Origin of the sequence: Streptomyces sp. NPDC007905 (assembly GCF_042959345.1) — a bacterium.
Lineage (GTDB): Bacteria > Actinomycetota > Actinomycetes > Streptomycetales > Streptomycetaceae > Streptomyces.
The window spans coordinates 1-17,194 of record NZ_JBIBKS010000054.1 but is presented as its reverse complement, the minus strand read 5'-3'; the positions used below and the strand labels follow the sequence as shown (position 1 = coordinate 17,194).

Genomic DNA, 17,194 nt, shown 5'->3' with positions numbered 1-17,194 from the left:
TCGTGCTGGTGTGGGACCGCCTGAACACCCACGTCTCCCGCGCCATGGGCGAACTGATCGCCGAGCGTGCATGGCTGACCGTGTTCCTGCTGCCCGCCTACTCACCCGACCTCAACCCCGTCGAAGGGGTATGGGCGCATGTCAAACGCAGCCTGGCCAACCTCGCCGTCGTGGCCCTGGACCGGCTCGAAGCACTCGTACGCAACCGGCTCAAGCGCCTTCAGTACCGGCCCTGCACCCTCGATGGCTTCATAGCCGACACCGGCCTGACCCTCAAGGAACCAGCGTCACCTTGACGAGCCGAAGTCAGTAACGGTAGTTCGTTAAATCCGGAGGTAGAGACACCTCAGGCGGCGCTGTCGCTGCTGGTATGAGTCGAGTCTTGTGGATCAGGTGTGCTGGTGGTGAACAGCGGGCGATACTGGGTGTCGTGCAGGCGGGGGATGGGGGATGCCGGTGGAGCGGTTCGGCCCGTATGTCGTCATGGAAGAGCTGGCCAGTGGGGGCATGGGCCGGGTCCTGCTTGCCCGTTCCCCGGGAGGCCGTACGGTTGCGGTGAAGACACTTCTGGCCGACTCGGCCGACGACCGGCGCAGGTTCGCGCGCGAGGTACGGATCGCTCAACGGGTGCGCGGCCTCTACACGGCGAGCGTGGTCGAAGCGGACGCCGAGGCCGCGAAGCCGTGGATGGCGACGGAGTACATTCCCGCCCCGTCGCTGCGTGACCTGGTCGACAGCTGTGGGGTGCTCGGGGCCGGCGCGCTGCACTGGGTAGCCGCCGGTGTGGCTGAGGCCTTGCTCAGTATCCATGCGGCCGGACTGGTGCACCGGGACATCAAGCCGTCCAACGTGTTGCTGCCGGTGGAGGGTCCGCGGGTCATCGACTTCGGTATCTCGCAGGCCCACGATGTCACCCGGACACAGGCGGCGCTGGGTACGGTGGCGTATGCGTCGCCCGAACAGGCGCGTGGTGAGCCGACGACCGTGGCGTCCGACGTGTTCTCTCTGGGCGCGACACTTTTCCACCTCGCCGTGGGCCGTGCGCCCTACCGTGACGGCGGGGCCGGGTCGGCACTGGAGCAGCTCGTGCGCACGGCGGCAGGTGAACTCGACGTCACCGGACTACCCGGCGACCTGGAGGAACTCATTCTTCCCTGCCTGCGATTCGACGCTGCTGCCCGGCCGGAGCCCGCGCAGATCGTGGCACGCTCCCAGGAGCGGTTGGCAGAGCGACCCAGCGCACGGGGTGGCGAGGACTGGCTGCCGGGGAACTGGATCGAGGCCATCGAGCGCCACCGCACACAACGCATGCGCGCGGTGCGGGAGGCCCAACGCCGGGTGGATCCGGACGCTCGGACCCAGCTGGTGCATCCGCCACGGCCGACCGCGCGCATGGCCATGCAGCCGGGTGCCGGCCAGGCAACCCGGCGGCCAAGGACCCTACTGCTGGTGACCGGAGGGGCAGCTGCCACTCTCGCCGTCGGCGCGCTCCTGGTTCTGCGTCCCTGGACCGCGGAGGCCGGCTCCAGCGGCGCGGGGAAACCGGACGGTCCGGTCGGCATCCTGCCGGTGATGAGCGAATCGCCCGGGGTGTGCCCCGCAGATTCCCCCGAGGGGCGGTCCTGGACATCGGACGACCGTCAGACCTGCGTGGTCACGGCCGGCGAGAAGGGGCTCACGATTGGGCAGTTCAAGAACGTCAGGGCCTATTACCAGTCGGACAACGGCCTGAACGGGTGGACTGTGGAAGTCACCCTGAACGACAGCGACCGGGCCGCCTTCACTCGCCTCACCGACAGGGTAGCGGGACAGTCCCGGCCACAGAACGAGTTGGCCTTCGTCATCCGGGACTCGGACCGCCTCCTTGCTAGCCCCGCCATTTTGGAGAAGATAGCCGGCCCCAAGGTCCCGGTCGCCATCAACCTCAAGAAGAACGAGGCCCGCTTCATCGCCCAGGCGCTGGGAGCCCCGTCCTGACACGGTCGTCGACGGACCGCTCGTCGTCGGCGACTCGGCTGGCCTGGGGACGCCCGCCCAGAAGGGGGGGCTCCTGATCTAAGACCCCGTCCTCCGTGGTGCTGCCTCGTTGACCTCGCTATGGGGCGGGGGCACATGGAGTTGGATTGTCCGGGACGGGCTGTGGGAGATCGCGAAGCCGCTGATCCCGCCGTCGAAGGTGCGGCCGCAGGGCGGCGGGACGCAACACACGCCTGATGAGACGCTGTTCGCGGCGATCATCTACGTGCTGGTCAGTGAACAAGCAACCCGACAACAACGGCGAGCAGCAGAAAAACCCGAGGGCAAGGGCAAGCCGGCCGGAATGTCGAACACATGTGTTTCGGTCGTGTTGGAACCCTGGGATTGAGCGCGCGCCGGAGCTTGCGGATTGCATCGACCCTGGCGGCCCTTAGGCCAGGGGAGATGGAGCGGCGGTGGCCAAAACGCCGAACGTGCCGCTGTTCGGCGCCCAGGGCCGGAGCGTGCTGAAGGACTACCGGAGGGACGCCGCCGAACGCTGACTCGGGGCATCCGCCGGGACCGAGACTGGTCGCGCATGGGTCGCGTTGGGGTACCCGGCGAACTGTTCGGCGGTGCTCCACCAGCCTTCCACCAGCGTGAAGCGCTGTTCGAGCATGTGGCGGATGAGCCGGTTCAGGAGGTCGGCACCTTTCGCCGGGATCGGGTTGACCATGAGCACGGCCTGCTTCGCTCGCGGCGGTGCTGCCCCAGGCAGCTGATCGCATACCGCCGCCCACTCCTCATCCGTCATGTCGGAGGGATGGCCGGCTGGGCACGCCGACCGCCAGGGCTCCTCGGACGGCACGGACAGCCGGTACGCGGGACGGGGTATGAGCATGCCCGTGCCGCAGCCCCACAAGGCGGCAGCCGTGATGATCAGCAACCTCTCCACCGGACGGAGCTTAGGGTCTCGCCGGTGCCGGGCTAGGACGGCACCACCAAGAGATGTACTACGTTGTTGCCCGCCCTACGCCGCGGACGCCGCCGCGCCGGGCTGCGGGCCGAACCGGCTGGCGAACTCCTCGCGGACACCGGGCGTGCTGAGGAAGAGAGCGCTGCCTTCGAGGAAGCGAGTCCTGCCGAGCTCCTGGGCCAGGACGCGTCCGGCGTACACCGTCGGATCCTCGTTCCGCTCGTGCGCCTGGAGCACAAGCTGCTCGTAGTGTTCCTCAGCGACCTCAATGCGAAGTTCCCTGGCAATGCCCGCCACGGTAGCCGGGCAACGTCGCCAGAGTTGGGCTCGGCTACCGCGGCGTGCTGCGCTGCCGCGCAGCACGTGGCCCAGTCCGCCGAGCGATCAATCGTCGATTCTCCCGTGGAATACGCAGCGCCGGTCAGGGTCAGACCTGGCGCCAGGAACGCAGCCTCTCGGCGATGCCGTACGAGTCCAGCCGCAGGCCCCGGATGTCGTAGATCAGTTCCCGCCAGAGCTCGAACTTCGTGTCCACGCGTTCTCCGGAGGCCTCGAGGTAGGCGATGGCGATGCCATATCCGTACACCTCGTTGCGGGCCGGGAGTGGGCGCAGCAGCACGCATTCCTCCAGCATGACCGCAGCCCGCCAGAAGGCATCGGGATGGTGCTGATCGTGCCGGGGCGGGTCGACCCGGTGGCGCTGGGCCATGCCGACAAGCACAGAGAAGTCGTTGACGGTCAGGTCGTCCCGGAGGATCTCCTCCTGGCGCTCGAGGAACCACCGGTAGTCGACGTACACGATGGGAGGCACAGGTCAGGCCGCCCGCGAGGTGTCGTGCGCGACGGACGGCAGCCCGCCGAACTCGGCATCGAAGGCGTCCATGACGCCGGGCTCGCTGATCACGCGGCGGAAAGCGGCGGTCGCCGTCTGCAGCGCCCGCTCCTGCTCCTTCTCCCCAGCCACCTTGGCCAGGTAGGCCTTCACAGACAGACCTTCGGCAGCGGCGAGGCCCTGCAGGATGTCCCTGGTGCTCGTGTCGACCTTGACAGTGGTTTCAGCCATACCCGTAGTATCCCGCACGGTATACGCGCCGCGCTACCTAATGGTTGTGGACGTTCCTCGGCTGATGGGTCTTACGGCTGATGTCGCAATCGCACGAGCCGTGTCGTACCGATGTCGTATACGACATCGCCGTGAGACTAGCGCGCGGGTGGGTGTTGCTGCCCTGGGTGTGTGGTGCTCGTCGAGCTCCGGTTGGACTCGACGCGTTTCAGTGGTCCATCCGTCTGTGGTGACGGATCTTGTTGCCGTTCCTCTGTGGGCTAATCAGCCCACTCCATGGCTTGGGCGGCGCACAGAGCAGGCGAGCACGAGATATACGGAGGTACCAGTGAAGGCAATCGTCGCGACGGATCCGGCCGCGGAAGCAGCCGGGATCACACTCGCGGAGCGGCCTGAGCCGACGCCGGCGATCAACGACGTCGTCGTTGAAGTCCACGTGTCGGGCTTCGTCCCCGCGGAGTGGGAGTGGCCCTCGACGTGGGTCGATCGCGCCGGTCGCGATCGAGCCCAGGCGATCATCGGCCACGAGTTCGCCGGAGTGGTCACCTCCCTCGGCTACGGCACGACGGGGCTCTCGCTGGGACAGCGGGTGTTCGGGATCACGGACTGGCACCGCGATGGAACCCTGGCCGAGTACGCGGCCGTGGAGGCACGCAACCTGGCGCCGCTGCCGGGGAACGTCGACTTCATGGTGGGCGCGAGCCTGCCGATCTCCGGCCTGACCGCGTGGCAAGGTCTGTTCCAGCACGGTCGTCTTCAGGCGGGGCAGAGCGTCCTCGCACACGGCGCCGCCGGCGCAGTCGGGTCGGTGGTTACGCAGCTGGCCCGGGAGTTCGGCGCCTACGTCATCGGTACCGGGCGGGCGGCGGACCGCCAGGCGGCGCTCGACTTCGGCGCGAACGAGTTCCTCGACCTCGCCACCGAGGATCTCGACGACATCGGCGGGGTCGACGTGGTCTTCGATGTCATCGGCGCTGACATCCAAAGACGCTCGGCGAGAATCATCCGGCCTGGCGGGACGCTGGTGTCGGTGGTCGGGCCTGTTGAGGCTCGCCCTGTCGACGGCTTGGCGGTCGACTTCGTCGTCGAGTCCGTTCCGAGTCAGCTGGTGGAGATCGTCGACCGGGTGCGGGACGGGCGCCTTCGCACGCACATCGGAACCGTCGCGGCCATCGACGACGCCGTCCCTGCGCTCAACCCGACCGAGCGACGCAAGGGCAAGACCGTCATTTGCGTGCGCCCCTGAGCGCCCTGGAAAGGGCCAACAGCGTTGGTGGGCTGGATGACCGCTGACCTGCCCGGTGTCGGACGAGGAAATGCCACGGACTTGAGGCTGATCATGGTTACACGGCCGTGAGACAACGAGGAAAGCCCAGGTCGCAAAAGATCGACATGTCGGACGCGGCGAGACCCTACAGCCGCTGCGCCCGCTCGCGGGCATCACCGAAAGATCAGGTCCAGGGTGCTACGCGTGCTTGCTCGCGCTGAGAGGTGCGGCTTGGCGCTGCGCGGCCTCCGCCCCCGTCTTTTTCGCGGTCGTTCTTCGGTTCCGCGGCATCGGGCGATGTCAGTGGTGGCAGGCAGGATGACGGGCATGACAACACCTGCAGCTGTGATCATGGATGCCGCCGCTTACGCGCAGGCGGTCGAGGAAGCGGTGAAGGCGTCGGCCGCCTACTACGCGGGTGGGACGTCGGCCTTGGACGATGACGCCTACGACAGGCTGGTGCGAGGCATCGCCGCGTGGGAGGCCGAACATCCTGATCAGGTGCTGCCCGACTCTCCGACGGGGAAGGTCGCCGGCGGGGCCGTGGAGGGCGATGTCCCGCACACGGTGGCGATGCTGAGTCTGGACAACGTGTTCTCGCCGGAGGAGTTCACCGCTTGGACCGCGTCCCTGGCCCGGCGCATCGGCCACGACGTCGAGCGGTTCAGTGTCGAGCCGAAGCTGGACGGGCTCGCGGTCGCCGCCCGTTACGCCGGCGGTTGCCTGATACAGCTGATCACACGTGGGGACGGGACGGCCGGGGAGGATGTCTCGCACGCGATCGGCACCATAGAGGGCCTGCCGGACCAGCTCGCCGAGCCGGTCACCGTGGAAGTCCGCGGCGAAGTCCTGATGACGACCGCTCAGTTCGAGCACGCCAACGAGGTGCGCACCGCGCACGGCGGACAGCCGTTCGCCAACCCGCGCGGCGCCGCGGCGGGCACCCTGCGCGCCAAGGAGCGTGCTTACACGGTGCCGATGACGTTCTTCGGCTACGGCCTGCTGCCCCTGCCCAGCACCGAGGCGTCGCTCGCCGTGCGGCTGGGCGAACTCGCGCACAGCGACCTCATGGTTCAGGCCGCCGCGTACGGGGTGAACACCACGGCCACCACCGCGGTGCCCGGCATCACCGCCGACACGGTCGAGCAGGTGCTGGCCCGGGTGCAGGAGATCGCCGCCCTGCGGGCGGAGCTGCCGTTCGGGATCGACGGAATCGTCATCAAGGCAGACCTGGCCGCCGATCAGCGGACGGCAGGATCGGGTTCGCGCGCTCCGCGTTGGGCGATCGCCTACAAGCTGCCGGCCGTCGAGAAGGTCACCCGGCTGCTTGAGGTGGAGTGGAACGTGGGCCGTACCGGCATCATCGCCCCGCGTGCCGTCCTGGAACCGGTCGAGATCGACGGCGCCACCATCACGTATGCCACCCTCCACAACCCGGCCGACATCACCCGCCGCAACCTGCGCCTGGGCGACCACGTCATGGTCCACCGGGCCGGCGACGTCATCCCCCGCATCGAAGCCCCCGTCGCCCACCTGCGCACCGGCGACGAACAGCCCATCGCCTTCCCCGAGACGTGCCCGCGCTGCGGGGCCGGTATCGACACCGGCGAGCAGCGCTGGCGCTGCGAGAACGGACGCAACTGCCACCTGGTGGCAGCCCTGTCCTACGCAGCCGGCCGCGACCAGCTCGACATAGAAGGCCTCGGCACAACGCGCGTCGTCCAACTCGTCGACGCCGGCCTCGTCGCCGATCTCGCCGACCTGTTCACCCTGACCCGCGAGCAGCTGATGGGCCTGGAACGGATGGGCGCCACCAGCACCGACAACCTCCTCGCCGCCATCACCGCGGCCAAGGGCCAGCCGCTGTCGCGGGTGCTGTGCGCGCTCGGGGTCCGCGGCACCGGCCGCTCCATGTCCCGCCGTATCGCCAGGCACTTCGCCACCATGGACAACATCCGCGCCGCGGACGCTGAAGCGATGCAGCAGGTCGAGGGCATCGGCACCGAGAAGGCCCCCTCGATCGTCGCCGAGCTCGCCGAACTCGCCCCGCTGATCGACAAACTCGCCGCCGCCGGGGTGAACATGACGGAACCCGGCGCCACCCCACCCACCTCGTCCGACGGCGACACCGGCGACCACGACGAGGACGCCGAGCGTGCGGGTCGACCGCTGGCCAGGATGACCGTGGTCGTCACTGGCGCGATGACCGGCCCCCTGGAGAAGCTCAGCCGCAACCAGATGAACGAGCTCATCGAACAAGCCGGCGGCCGCTCGTCCTCCAGCGTTTCCAAGAAGACCACTCTCGTCGTCGCCGGAGACGGCGCGGGGTCCAAGCGAGCCAAGGCCGAAGATCTCGGTATCCGCCTGGCCACCCCCGACGAATTCGCCGCCATGGTCGCCGACTACCTCAACTAGGCCTCCCCTACGGAGCGTTGCCCAGCTCACACCGGCAGTCCGGGACGTGCGGGAACAACCCGAGACGGTTGACCGTTCACCTACACGTGGGCCGCGGAGGGGACAGTGTCCCCGGGCCTCACCTATAGCCCATGGGGACGATCGTCCGGCTGAAGCCCCATGGAGCCTTCCGCCGAGAGGCGACCGCCCTCCGCATGTCACCGCCTTACGCCCCGGCTGGTCTCCCCGTCCAGCCGGGGCTTTTGGGTGCTTACGGCGGCGTGCAGCCCTGTGTGACTTTCCGGCCGTGCCGCCACCATCAACGCGGCCATCGCCGCCCTGATCCGTGACGCCGGAAATTCCGAGCTCGACGACCGCATTCACACTCTGCGCGCCGAACTCGACATCGCCGGCCTCACCTCCATGATCCCCACCCTCGAACTCGCTGCGTGGCTCGACGGCAAACCAGCCACCCGTCAGCGGTGGCGCGCCCCGGTCACCGCCCGCCGCAACCGGTAGGGCAGCAGGCAGCCCGTACTCAGGACCCCTGCCGTGATACCCCGTCCGTAATCCTTTGATCAGCGGGCACAGAGCTGCGGCCGGCGCTGCAGACCCGCCAGGCCGAAGCTCAGGTCGGGTTCAGTGGAGTGATGCCGGTCCCCGCGTACAGCGCGGGTTCCAGCGACAGGACAGTGAGTGGTTCCCCCGCCTTCACCGCCTGCCAGGCGATCGCTGCCGCGTGCGCCACCGGCCAGTCGACGTTTCTCCAGTCCATCGCATCGACGGCGTGCGCCGCGGTGAATGGCACGTTCTCCGCGAACCGCAGGGACGCCGCGTGCTTGCCGGCACCGGCAACCTGTCGTTCGGCGGCCAGCATGGACAGCGACGGGATGATCACCCGGCCGGTGCCGCGCGAGGCCTCGATGTAGAGGCCGGTGAAGAAGGGATCCGCACGGAACAGGGCGGCCAGAGCGGTGTGGTCCAGGATGGCCGTCAGGTTCACGCGGCGGCGCCGCCCTGATGGGCGCGGATCTTCGCCCAGGCGTCCTGGCCGGCCTGCTGGACCTGCTCGGTGTACTCGATGCCGAGCTCACGGGCAGCCTCCCGGGCCCGCTGCTCCCGCTCGGCCGCCGTGAGCTCCCGGGTAGCGAGATCCTCCAGCAGCTCCGTGATGGTGGTGCCGCGCTCCTTCGCGAGGATGCGCAGCCGGTTACGCACTTCCTCGCTGGTCTTGATGCTGGTCGGCTTGCTCATAGAGCCGATTCTACCGCCGGTAGACATAGTGGGGATCACGTCTTCGAGCGCCGTCGGCGCAGCTGGTGGACCACCACAGGCGGCCGCGGATGGCGGGGCGACCTTCAGACGGCATGGCTCTCCCACCGGCCCCGGGTCGGATGCCAAGGCTGATTCCGTTCATGTGGCTGATTCCAGTCACAACCCTGTTGGCTGGCTGAATCCAGTGCCATCCTGTGACCGCGGTGATCCTCTTCCTCCCCCCAGGCGGAGGCCCCCCGCCCCCTGACCCCGTCCCTGTGCTGTCACCTGGGCGGCGCCGCGTCGTTCCTCCCGTCCCCCCACGGGAGGGCCGACGGCTCCGCAGACCCCGCACCATGCGCGCCCTCTGCACGCTTGCCTCGTCGATCCGGCGTTTGGCCCGCATGAGAGGGCCAAGAGTGAGAGGCATCATCTGGCGTAGCTGAGGATCAGGAGGGCCAGCACGATCTGCGCCGTCCACTGCACCGCGATGGTCGCGAGCCTGGTGCCGGTCCACCGGGCCCGGGGCCACAACAGCGCCGCCAGGCCGGCGGCGACGGCGGTCCAGAAGCACCACGAGGGCGTCAGGGACCTGCGAGCATTCCTCGCCGTACAACCGTTCCGGCGGGCCCCCAGTGATCAGATCCCCTACTCATCTGCCATGCATGCTCATCGCCGACGCTCCGCCCTTCTGTCCCAGAGGCCGCCTCTGGGACAGAAGATGTTCGAAACGGGCCACCCGAGGGCGAAGCTCCTGGGCGGGGAACCTCAGTCGGAGACTTACTGAGAGGGTGAGGAGGGCCCGGGACCGGGCTCCTGCTCCTCGGGCTCAAGCCGTCTCATGAGTATCTCGGCCATGTGTGAGGTCAGGGGCGAGTCGTAGCGGAGTTCCTTCTGGAGTCCGGTGTGGCGAAGGATCCAGTCCGCGATGGCTTTGCTGATGTCCTCGGGAAGCCAGCCGCCGACGACGCGGGTACGCCCGCTGTGCTCAGTGGCCAGCTGTGCGAAGCGTTGCACCTGCTCGGCGGTGGGTTCCTCTCCGGCCGGGACGATGGCAGCGGCCGTCAGCGCGGTGCGGGCCGAATCCTCCACCCCGTAGACGGTGACCGTGTAGGGAAGTTCGATGACGAACCAGAGGTCTTTGTCCCCTTCGTCCATGTCCGGGTCGGAGGCCGCTGTCCACGTCCAGCCCAGTCCCACCGCAGCGCTGGCCTGCGGGATGTCGACGTCGACGTACCCGTGCAATACCTCGGTGCCGCTCGCGTCCCGCCAGGCCATGTGGTCCTGGGTCCAGGCCAGCGTCTTCGGAGCCGCCTTCAGCCACGCCAAGAGACGGTCTTGCGCATCGGCCATGGGCAACCTCCCATCAGTTGACTCTGCGCCGCCGGTAGCGCGGACACGGAACATGTGGACACGGTGAGCATCGAGCGGGGCCGGCGGCCCGCCCCGGTGACTCGCCCTGCACCTGGTCGGGATAACACCCTGCAAAGCGGCCGCAGGCTCGGAGACTGCGGCCCGCGGCCTTGGCGGCGAAGCGAGCGGGAACAGGCTCGAGAGCCGGTAGCGCGTGCTGTGGGATTCTGCTGAGTGGTCGCTTGTACGGTCAGAACAGCGAGTCCGGCGTGTGGTCGGTACGCGTGCCGCGGCCGCGGGATTCGGTGGACAGCGCGTGGCGGCGAAAGCGGGAGGCGTTGAAGTCGGGGCGGCCGTCCAGGAGGGCGGCGATGGCCTCGGCGATGGGTTCGCGGTCCTGGGGCGTCAGGGGAAGGGTGCGGACGGCCTCGGCGAGGTCGATCCAGGCCCGGCGGGGTGTCTTCGAGTGCCGCGCCGGGGTCGGTCGGCTCGCGCCGGGCTGACTGGTCCAGTTGTGGTGGTCGAGCCCGGTGCCCGCGGCGAACTGGCGGCCGCGGCTGCGACTGGCGTCGCCGACGCGCTTGAGTGCGGCCTTGGCGGAGCGGGAGTAGTTGCCGGACTTGGTCTGCCGGATCAGGGCTACAAGGATGGCGAGCTCCTCGTCGAGGTCTGTGGCCATCTCGGTCGGCGCCGAGGCGGCGGCAGCCTGCACGGCGTCGCGCGCCCGGCGCAGTTCCTCGAGTGCCTCCTGCGGGTTCCGGTTCCTGAGGGCGACGGCGGCGCGCCGCTTGGCCTGCTGGGCCCGCTGGAAGACGAGTTCGGTGGCGACGCGCGGATCCGCGGTACGGGTGGCGGCCACGGAGGGCGGCGCCACCTCGGTGTCCAGGGAGACAGTGGCGGTGTGCTGTTTGAGCGTGGGCAGCTCAGCCCAGGACAGCTCCAGTTCGCCGAGTCGCACGGGGCCCGACAGGGGGCCGGCCGGGACGTCGAGGACGAGGGTCAGGGTGCGCGTCTCCCCGGAGTACAGGCTGCCCAGCTCGATCAGGACACCGTCCGGCGTGACGGTGACGGGCAGCTCGTTGACGAGCTCGACCCCGCGCACAACAGACTCCATCCGCAGCAGCAGGCTGACGGCCTGGGCCGCCTGGGACAGCAGACCGTCGACCTGGGCCGCGATGAACTGCGCAGCAGCGTCGGTGTGCTCGGCCATTCCGTCGTTGCCGCGGCCACCGCGGGCCAGCGCGGCCAGCAGGTGTTCGTCGTATCCCTCACCGATGCCGAGCGCGGAGGTGGTGATGCCCCGGTGGAACGCCTGGTCGGCCTTCTCGCCGAGAATCTCCGGGTCGGTGACGCCGCGGTTGGCGTGGCCGTCGCTGACCACCAGCACGGTGGCCCCGGCCTCCTTGGCCACCCGCTCGGCCTCCTGCAGCCCGCGCAGGTAACCGGCGGACAGGTTGGTGGTGCCACCAGGGTCCAGGCTCGCGATGGCGGCCTTCACCGTGTCCTTGTCCGTCAGCGGGCCTGCCGGGACGACGACCTGGACCTGGTCGTCGAAGGCGACCAACCCGAAATTGTCGTCCGGCCGCAGGCGGTCGACCAGGTCCTTGAGCGCCGTCTTGGCCACATCCAGGGGCCCCCTCCCCATGGAGCCGCTGCGGTCGAGGACCACCTGCAGAGTGTGCGGCGGCCGGGTGTCCGCGCCAGCCTCGTCCAGGTGGGGCGCGGTGATGTCGACCAAGACCGGGACCAGTTCGTCCATGCCCTGCGCGATGAGATCGAACTGCGAGCTTACGTCGATGCGCATGCGCATCCCCCTCAGTGCTGCGGAAGCGGCTTCCGCAGCCACCCCCGATTGCTATGCTACAAGCATAATGCTGTGAGCATCGAATATGCAAGGAGCAATACATGGGCATCTCGGACCGCGGGGCGAAGAACCTCCCGCGACTGGGCAGGTCGCTGCTCGACCTCCGCAACGAGCGCGGCTGGAGTCGCAAGGACCTGGCCGAGCGCTCCGGCCTGTCCTACCCCTACATCAGCCAACTGGAGAACGGCGACCGCGAGCCCTCCTTCGACACCCTCACCAAACTGGCCCAGACCTTCGGGCTGACCGTCGACGCACTCCTCGCCCCCGTCATCGCCCCGCAGCCTCCTGGACCATCGGCGGCGCCCGGCAGGCAACGGCACATCCCCAATCCCAACTACCGCCCCAATACCGATCACGCGCAACCCCCTGCCGAGCCCCCCGCTCAGGAACCGGCCGGTGGAGAAAACCGCACGGCCGTGGTCGACGCTGCTTACCGCCTCCTCCTCACCCTCCCGCCCGACGAGCGCCTGGACGCCGCCGGCGCCCTTCTCGCCCGCTGCCTCAAAGCAGCCACCCCACCACCCATCCGATGAGACATCCGACCGTCGGCAGATGAGATCCGCAGGTCACAGGGCGTCACGTCCCCTACCAACTCGTTACCGACCCGGCGGATCGGTCGCTCCTATATGTCGGGCTGACCTGCGGCAACAGAAGGTGAAAAACAGGACGAACCCGTGGAATGTCGTATACGAAGGGGCAGGTCGACCGTGGCCCCGGCCAGCCCTGGCGGCCCGGCATCCCGGCACCCGCACCGATCGATGCGGGCACCCCGAGCGAGGACATCCGCATCGGCTACGCCCGCTGCTCGACCCTGACCCATGACCTCCGGACCCAGCTCGACGCGCTCGCCGCCAGGAACATCCCCCGGGACAAGATCTTCGCCGAGAAGATCAGCACCGCACCCGTGTGCGGATCCGCCCCAAGTCCGAGGAAGCGCTGCGCACCGCCCGGGAAATAAAGGCCCACGTCCCGCACTGTCGCGTGATCTTCACCGTGTACGAGATGACGGCTCGGGCGGGACGCCGCCGAAGTGACCGCGCTGGCCGACCACTTCGCCGCCCACGGCCTGGTCCTGGAGATGCTCGCTGGTCCGCTCGCCGGAATCTACGACCCCACCGGACACGGCCGGCTGTTGTTCGCCTTCTTCGCCGCGATGGCGGAGACCGAACGGGAGAACATCCGCGAGTCCACGCTGGAAGGACTCGACAGCGCCGCCCGCAAGGGCAAGCACGGCGGCCGGCCGCCCGTCATCACCGATGACATGCTCCACACCGTCCTGCGCCGCCGTGCCGACGGTGAGACGGTCGAGCAGATCCAGCCCGACCTGATCATCCCCACCGGCAAGCGCAGAGGACAGAACCCGAGCTTGTCGAGCATCTACCGGGCGCTCGCCGAACAGGAGAAGCGGCAGGCGTACCCGGAAGCCGTCGAACAGGCCCACGCCGATTTCGCCGCCCTCCAGGCGGCCGACAGCATTCCCGGCCAGATGGCGGGGAGCGTGAAGGCATGATCCACGGCATTCACCGCGCGAAGGGCACCAGTTCTTGGGGCTCCGCCTGGCGAGGACGGTTCCTTCGGCCGGCGGCCCGCCCCGGGCGAGGACGATGACACCGAGACCCGTGCAGGCAGCGCCGACGCCCCCCTCCTGTGCGACCTGCGTACGCCTGATGTGAAGGTTCGGGGGTAAACAGGTTTGGATACGGGGGAAGGGTGGGCGGCATGGAACAGACAGCAGACGGCGAGGACAAGTCCTCGCGGCTCGGAGACGTCCTATCGGTGTCCGGGGCGTTCGAGGGCAGCGAAGACATCGCCGTCGCCCGTGACCTGGCCCGCAGTTTCCTCACCGATGTGCAGGCCTTGCACGGGTTGCCAGTGTCCGGGCGCGCGATGGGCATGGTGCAGCTCGTCGCCAGCGAGCTGGTGACCAACGCCCGCAAGTACGCACCCGGCCCCTGCCTGCTGACCCTGGAAATCAACGGCGGCGCGGTCGACGTGACCGTATGGGACAGCAACCCGACCCCGCCCGCGATCCTCGCGCCCGACCCGACCCGGATCGGCCAGCACGGGCTGGAGATCGTGATGGCCGTCGGCCAGAGCTTCGCCATCCACCGCGAACCGGTGGGCAAACGGATCACCACGGCAATCGTGCTGGCCGACGATCCCGGCGGAGACCCTGCCGGCCGCCAGCTGTGACGGCGTGAGACCCGGCGGACCTGCACGCGAACCCCGTCACGCACCGGCAGCTGACCCCTCCGCCAGAACCACGATGCCGTTTCCGTCCGGCGACTCCACGACCGTGTGCCCGCACTGGACCAGCAGCCCGCCACCGCGGCCCGCACCGCCATCCGCATCCCGTCGCCGGACGCCCCACGCTGATCGGCCGCCAGCGCGGCGAACCCGTGCGACGCCGTCCAGCTCACCAGGCACGCCCGTGGGCGTCTCGCTCACCTTCAGCCCCGGTGCGGTGTCGTCCGCCTCATCCACGACATGGAAGCCCGCCAGCTTCAGGGCACGGCGTACCCGTCCAGCGAGGTCGGGATGGATGGACTGCATTCGCCTCGCCTGCCCCAAAGAACCGGCTCATGCCAGCTACCGCGGACCCGTTGAGGCAGCTCGCACCTCGCCAGATCCCTGAGAGTCCGTCTCTGGGGGAGCATCACACACGGTGACGTCTTCTGAACGCAGGCGCCTCTTGCGATAGGCACGAGTCCGGCACCTTGGCGAGCAGCACACAGCATCCACCCGCTTGCGGTTCCCGCCTGTGACCTCACCGACGACCCACCGGCCGTTGCAGACTGGGCAGCGGACTTTCGGCCGGCGGTACGGTCGGCCCTCCCGCAGCGCGGCGGCGAACTCGACATTGCTCCGCCACCACTCCCCGCGCTTCCTGCGCCACCGCCACGCCTTCGTGCGGCAAGCCGCTGAGCAGTACCGACGTGATCGACGGCTGCCCTCGGGGAGCGACGTACCGCACTGCCTGCATCTCAAGACGGTCTTTCTTGGCACGCCCTCCCAACCGTCCTCCACGACCGGGAGGAGGGCGCTGCCATTCGCGGAACGAGATCACCCCCACGGCCCTCTGGCGCGTATCTCGGTGACCCCAGGGACGGCGGGAACTCCAGCGGGGGTCCCCTCCCGGATGCGACGCGTGCCACGGTGCGCCGTGAAACGGCCGACGACCCGGAGGCTACGTCGGGGCCGGCTCGGTGCGGTCTACCAGTAGTGGCGTCGGCCGCCGACGGCGTGTCCCACGGAGCCGAGGAGGAACAAGATGAGTCCGATGGCGAGCAGGATGATCCCGATCGTCCACAGGATGTTGATGTGCAGGAGAAATCCGACGATGAGCAGGATGACGCCGAGGGTGATCACGGTGGCCTCCTTCCTCTGCGGTCGGCGTGCCGGCCGCTGATGGCGCCGGGTAGGCGACGCCCGGCTATGGTCCTGTCGGCTGTCGCGTGGGTGGGGGCGTCAGGCGGTGAGCAGCAGGCGGTTGAAGAATGACCGGTAGTGGCGCAGGGCGGTGCGCAGGGCTTCGGTGTCCGCTTGGCCGCTGCGGTTCCACTGATCTTCCAGTTCTTTCTTGTGCTCGTCGAACGTGGTGGCGAGCGTCTGCATGACGTTGGCGACCAGGCTGTCGGCTGCCTGAACGGCCTCGCGGGGATCATCGACGAACGTGTTCTGGATCTTCTCCCAGCGCTTGCGGAAGTCGTCTTCGTCCTGCGGTTTCAGCAGCTGCGGGGTCTCGTCGGGGTCCACGGTCTGCTGCGTCGTCGACTCCTCCGTCGCGGGGGCATCCGGGGGACGGGACTCGGTTTCGTTGCCGGTGGCGGCGCTCTCGTCGCCTTCACCGGGGAAAACCGGGGGCGGTGATGCGGCGCCCGGCGGTTCGCTCGCTGTCTGGCGGGGCTGGGCGAAGTCCTCGGTGGACAGTCCGCTGTCAGAGCTTTCCGGTGTGTTGTCGCGCTGCATGGCGCCTCCGTGCGGGTACGGGCCACCGGGTGTCAGGCCGGGGCGTGGCGATGGCCGCCGTCGGAGAGCAGCTCGTCGAAAAGGGCGCGGTAGTGCACCATGGCGCCGCGCAGCTGCTCGGTGGTGGCCTTGTGGCCCGCGCTGAGCGTGTCGATCTCGTGAGCGGCCCGGTAGTGCTCCAGGGTGCGGCCGTGCTCCACGGAGAGGTCCTTCATCTGCTGCTCGAAGCCCTCGGTGGGGTAGCCGCGGGCCTGCATCAACGAGGTGACCAGCCGGTCCGCGTCGTGCACCGCGTCCTCCGGCCGGTCCACGAACTCCTGCTGCACGCCGTCCCAGTCCCGGGCGAAGCGGTCCCGGGCGCGGGCCGGCAACGGCTTGATGTCGAGCTCGTCATGACGCTTCGCGCGCTCGCTGAGCTCACGCTCGGCGGCGAGTCTGCTGTCGGCTCCCTGCACCGTCCGCTCGTACTCCGGGCCGAAGCGTTCACGCAGCCTCCGGCGCCGCATGAAAAGAGCCACCGCGGACACGATCAGGGCCACGACCACCACAGCGGGAATGACGATCGCCAGAAGAGTACCTGTAGACATCGGACCGCCTCCCGCCCGACCGCCTGACTCCCAGAAAGCAAATTAAGAGAAATTAACCCATTCAGATGATACCCGAAATAACCCATAACATACCTTCGTGGCACCTCATCGGCCGATCATGAGCCTCGGTCCGCTGGCCCTGGCACGATGCTGGGTATGCAGTCGCTGCCTACGCCCTGCCCTGCTGATCTGATCCCGGACGTGACGGGCCAGGATGCGTTCAACGTCGCGTGCCGTGCGGCCAAGGAGCAGCGAGCCGTGTTTATCGCCGTTGAGCGTCAAGGCGAGCTCTGGGCCGTGAAGGCAGATGCGCTGACGGCCCCGCAGCATGACATCAGCGCCACCGCGTACGACGCCGTCCGCACGGCGATCATCCGGCTGATCCAGCCCACGGCAGCTACATCATTGCCCCCGGCACCACCACCCAACACGGCACCTACACCCCTCTCGGCGAGACCCGTGAGCCGGCCGCACTCCCACTGTGGCTCGCCCAGGAACTCGCCCGCACCGG

At 68.7% G+C, this 17,194-nt stretch carries 20 protein-coding genes and 2 pseudogenes; 9 read left to right on the top strand and 13 right to left on the bottom strand.

What is annotated here, in order from left to right:
* The 3 genes and pseudogenes from ACFZDC_RS41290 to ACFZDC_RS41280 all read left to right on the top strand — a co-directional run.
* On the top strand, positions 1 to 296 hold a 296-nt coding region (locus ACFZDC_RS41290), incomplete at its 5' end, for a transposase (protein WP_391332167.1).
* 154 nt (positions 297 to 450) lie between these two features.
* A complete protein-coding gene (locus ACFZDC_RS41285; RefSeq protein ID WP_391332166.1) occupies positions 451 to 1,977 on the top strand; it encodes a protein kinase in 1,527 nt (508 codons plus the stop codon).
* A 109-nt stretch (positions 1,978 to 2,086) separates the two neighbouring features.
* Positions 2,087 to 2,269: pseudogene (locus ACFZDC_RS41280) on the top strand (IS5/IS1182 family transposase); the annotation flags it as partial.
* A 222-nt stretch (positions 2,270 to 2,491) separates the two neighbouring features.
* On the opposite strand, the gene ACFZDC_RS41275 reads toward ACFZDC_RS41280, so the two are convergent.
* From ACFZDC_RS41275 to ACFZDC_RS41260, 4 genes are all read right to left on the bottom strand, one after another.
* On the bottom strand, positions 2,492 to 2,911 hold the full coding sequence (locus ACFZDC_RS41275) for a hypothetical protein (RefSeq protein WP_391332164.1): 420 nt from the start codon (positions 2,909 to 2,911) through the stop codon (positions 2,492 to 2,494).
* A gap of 75 nt (positions 2,912 to 2,986) precedes the next feature.
* On the bottom strand, positions 2,987 to 3,169 hold the full coding sequence (locus ACFZDC_RS41270; protein ID WP_391332162.1) for a hypothetical protein: 183 nt from the start codon (positions 3,167 to 3,169) through the stop codon (positions 2,987 to 2,989).
* A 190-nt stretch (positions 3,170 to 3,359) separates the two neighbouring features.
* The gene (locus ACFZDC_RS41265; RefSeq protein ID WP_391332161.1) at positions 3,360 to 3,743 is read right to left on the bottom strand and encodes a toxin Doc; all 384 of its coding nucleotides are present in this window, start codon (positions 3,741 to 3,743) and stop codon (positions 3,360 to 3,362) included.
* A 3-nt stretch (positions 3,744 to 3,746) separates the two neighbouring features.
* Positions 3,747 to 3,995 carry an antitoxin MazE7 gene (locus ACFZDC_RS41260; protein WP_391332159.1) on the bottom strand — a complete coding sequence of 83 codons (249 nt, stop codon included), beginning with the start codon at positions 3,993 to 3,995 and terminating at the stop codon, positions 3,747 to 3,749.
* Between the two features lie 328 nt (positions 3,996 to 4,323).
* Here ACFZDC_RS41260 and ACFZDC_RS41255 point away from each other — a divergent pair, with 328 nt between their 5' ends.
* Positions 4,324 to 5,241: a zinc-binding dehydrogenase gene (locus ACFZDC_RS41255; protein WP_391332157.1), complete on the top strand. Its 918-nt coding sequence runs from the start codon at positions 4,324 to 4,326 to the stop codon at positions 5,239 to 5,241.
* Positions 5,242 to 5,589: 348 nt separating this feature from the next.
* Positions 5,590 to 7,677 carry an NAD-dependent DNA ligase LigA gene (gene ligA / locus ACFZDC_RS41250; RefSeq protein WP_391332156.1) on the top strand — a complete coding sequence of 696 codons (2,088 nt, stop codon included), beginning with the start codon at positions 5,590 to 5,592 and terminating at the stop codon, positions 7,675 to 7,677.
* A gap of 607 nt (positions 7,678 to 8,284) precedes the next feature.
* Here the strand turns inward: ligA and ACFZDC_RS41245 are convergent.
* The 4 genes from ACFZDC_RS41245 to ACFZDC_RS41230 form a co-directional block, all read right to left on the bottom strand.
* Positions 8,285 to 8,659, bottom strand: coding sequence for a PIN domain-containing protein (locus ACFZDC_RS41245; RefSeq protein WP_391332154.1), 375 nt, complete (start codon positions 8,657 to 8,659; stop codon positions 8,285 to 8,287).
* Entirely contained in the window at positions 8,656 to 8,910 is a 255-nt protein-coding gene (locus ACFZDC_RS41240) for a hypothetical protein (RefSeq protein WP_391332152.1), read from the bottom strand. The genes ACFZDC_RS41245 and ACFZDC_RS41240 overlap by 4 nt, the downstream gene beginning before the upstream one ends.
* 780 nt (positions 8,911 to 9,690) lie before the next feature.
* Positions 9,691 to 10,263 (bottom strand): hypothetical protein, encoded by a 573-nt coding sequence (locus ACFZDC_RS41235; RefSeq protein ID WP_391332150.1) that lies wholly within the window; start codon positions 10,261 to 10,263, stop codon positions 9,691 to 9,693.
* A gap of 250 nt (positions 10,264 to 10,513) precedes the next feature.
* Entirely contained in the window at positions 10,514 to 12,067 is a 1,554-nt protein-coding gene (locus ACFZDC_RS41230) for a VWA domain-containing protein (RefSeq protein WP_391332148.1), read from the bottom strand.
* A 101-nt stretch (positions 12,068 to 12,168) separates the two neighbouring features.
* Between ACFZDC_RS41230 and ACFZDC_RS41225 the strand changes: the two genes are divergently transcribed.
* From ACFZDC_RS41225 to ACFZDC_RS41210, 4 genes are all read left to right on the top strand, one after another.
* On the top strand, positions 12,169 to 12,660 hold the full coding sequence (locus tag ACFZDC_RS41225) for a helix-turn-helix domain-containing protein (protein ID WP_391332146.1): 492 nt from the start codon (positions 12,169 to 12,171) through the stop codon (positions 12,658 to 12,660).
* A gap of 146 nt (positions 12,661 to 12,806) precedes the next feature.
* Positions 12,807 to 13,085: a hypothetical protein gene (locus ACFZDC_RS41220; protein ID WP_391332145.1), complete on the top strand. Its 279-nt coding sequence runs from the start codon at positions 12,807 to 12,809 to the stop codon at positions 13,083 to 13,085.
* A 72-nt stretch (positions 13,086 to 13,157) separates the two neighbouring features.
* Positions 13,158 to 13,637 carry a recombinase family protein gene (locus ACFZDC_RS41215; protein ID WP_391332143.1) on the top strand — a complete coding sequence of 160 codons (480 nt, stop codon included), beginning with the start codon at positions 13,158 to 13,160 and terminating at the stop codon, positions 13,635 to 13,637.
* Between the two features lie 209 nt (positions 13,638 to 13,846).
* Complete coding sequence (locus ACFZDC_RS41210) at positions 13,847 to 14,320, top strand: ATP-binding protein (RefSeq protein ID WP_391332169.1); 474 nt, start codon at positions 13,847 to 13,849, stop codon at positions 14,318 to 14,320.
* 36 nt (positions 14,321 to 14,356) lie between these two features.
* Here ACFZDC_RS41210 and ACFZDC_RS41205 read toward each other — a convergent pair whose 3' ends face one another.
* The 5 genes and pseudogenes from ACFZDC_RS41205 to ACFZDC_RS41185 all read right to left on the bottom strand — a co-directional run.
* On the bottom strand, positions 14,357 to 14,680 hold the full coding sequence (locus tag ACFZDC_RS41205; protein ID WP_391332141.1) for a hypothetical protein: 324 nt from the start codon (positions 14,678 to 14,680) through the stop codon (positions 14,357 to 14,359).
* A gap of 660 nt (positions 14,681 to 15,340) precedes the next feature.
* Positions 15,341 to 15,496, bottom strand: coding sequence for a DUF6131 family protein (locus ACFZDC_RS41200; protein WP_391332139.1), 156 nt, complete (start codon positions 15,494 to 15,496; stop codon positions 15,341 to 15,343).
* A 99-nt stretch (positions 15,497 to 15,595) separates the two neighbouring features.
* Positions 15,596 to 16,096: a hypothetical protein gene (locus ACFZDC_RS41195; protein ID WP_391332137.1), complete on the bottom strand. Its 501-nt coding sequence runs from the start codon at positions 16,094 to 16,096 to the stop codon at positions 15,596 to 15,598.
* Between the two features lie 32 nt (positions 16,097 to 16,128).
* Positions 16,129 to 16,683, bottom strand: coding sequence for a hypothetical protein (locus ACFZDC_RS41190; RefSeq protein ID WP_391332135.1), 555 nt, complete (start codon positions 16,681 to 16,683; stop codon positions 16,129 to 16,131).
* A gap of 278 nt (positions 16,684 to 16,961) precedes the next feature.
* A pseudogene (locus tag ACFZDC_RS41185) lies at positions 16,962 to 17,194 on the bottom strand (hypothetical protein); the annotation flags it as partial.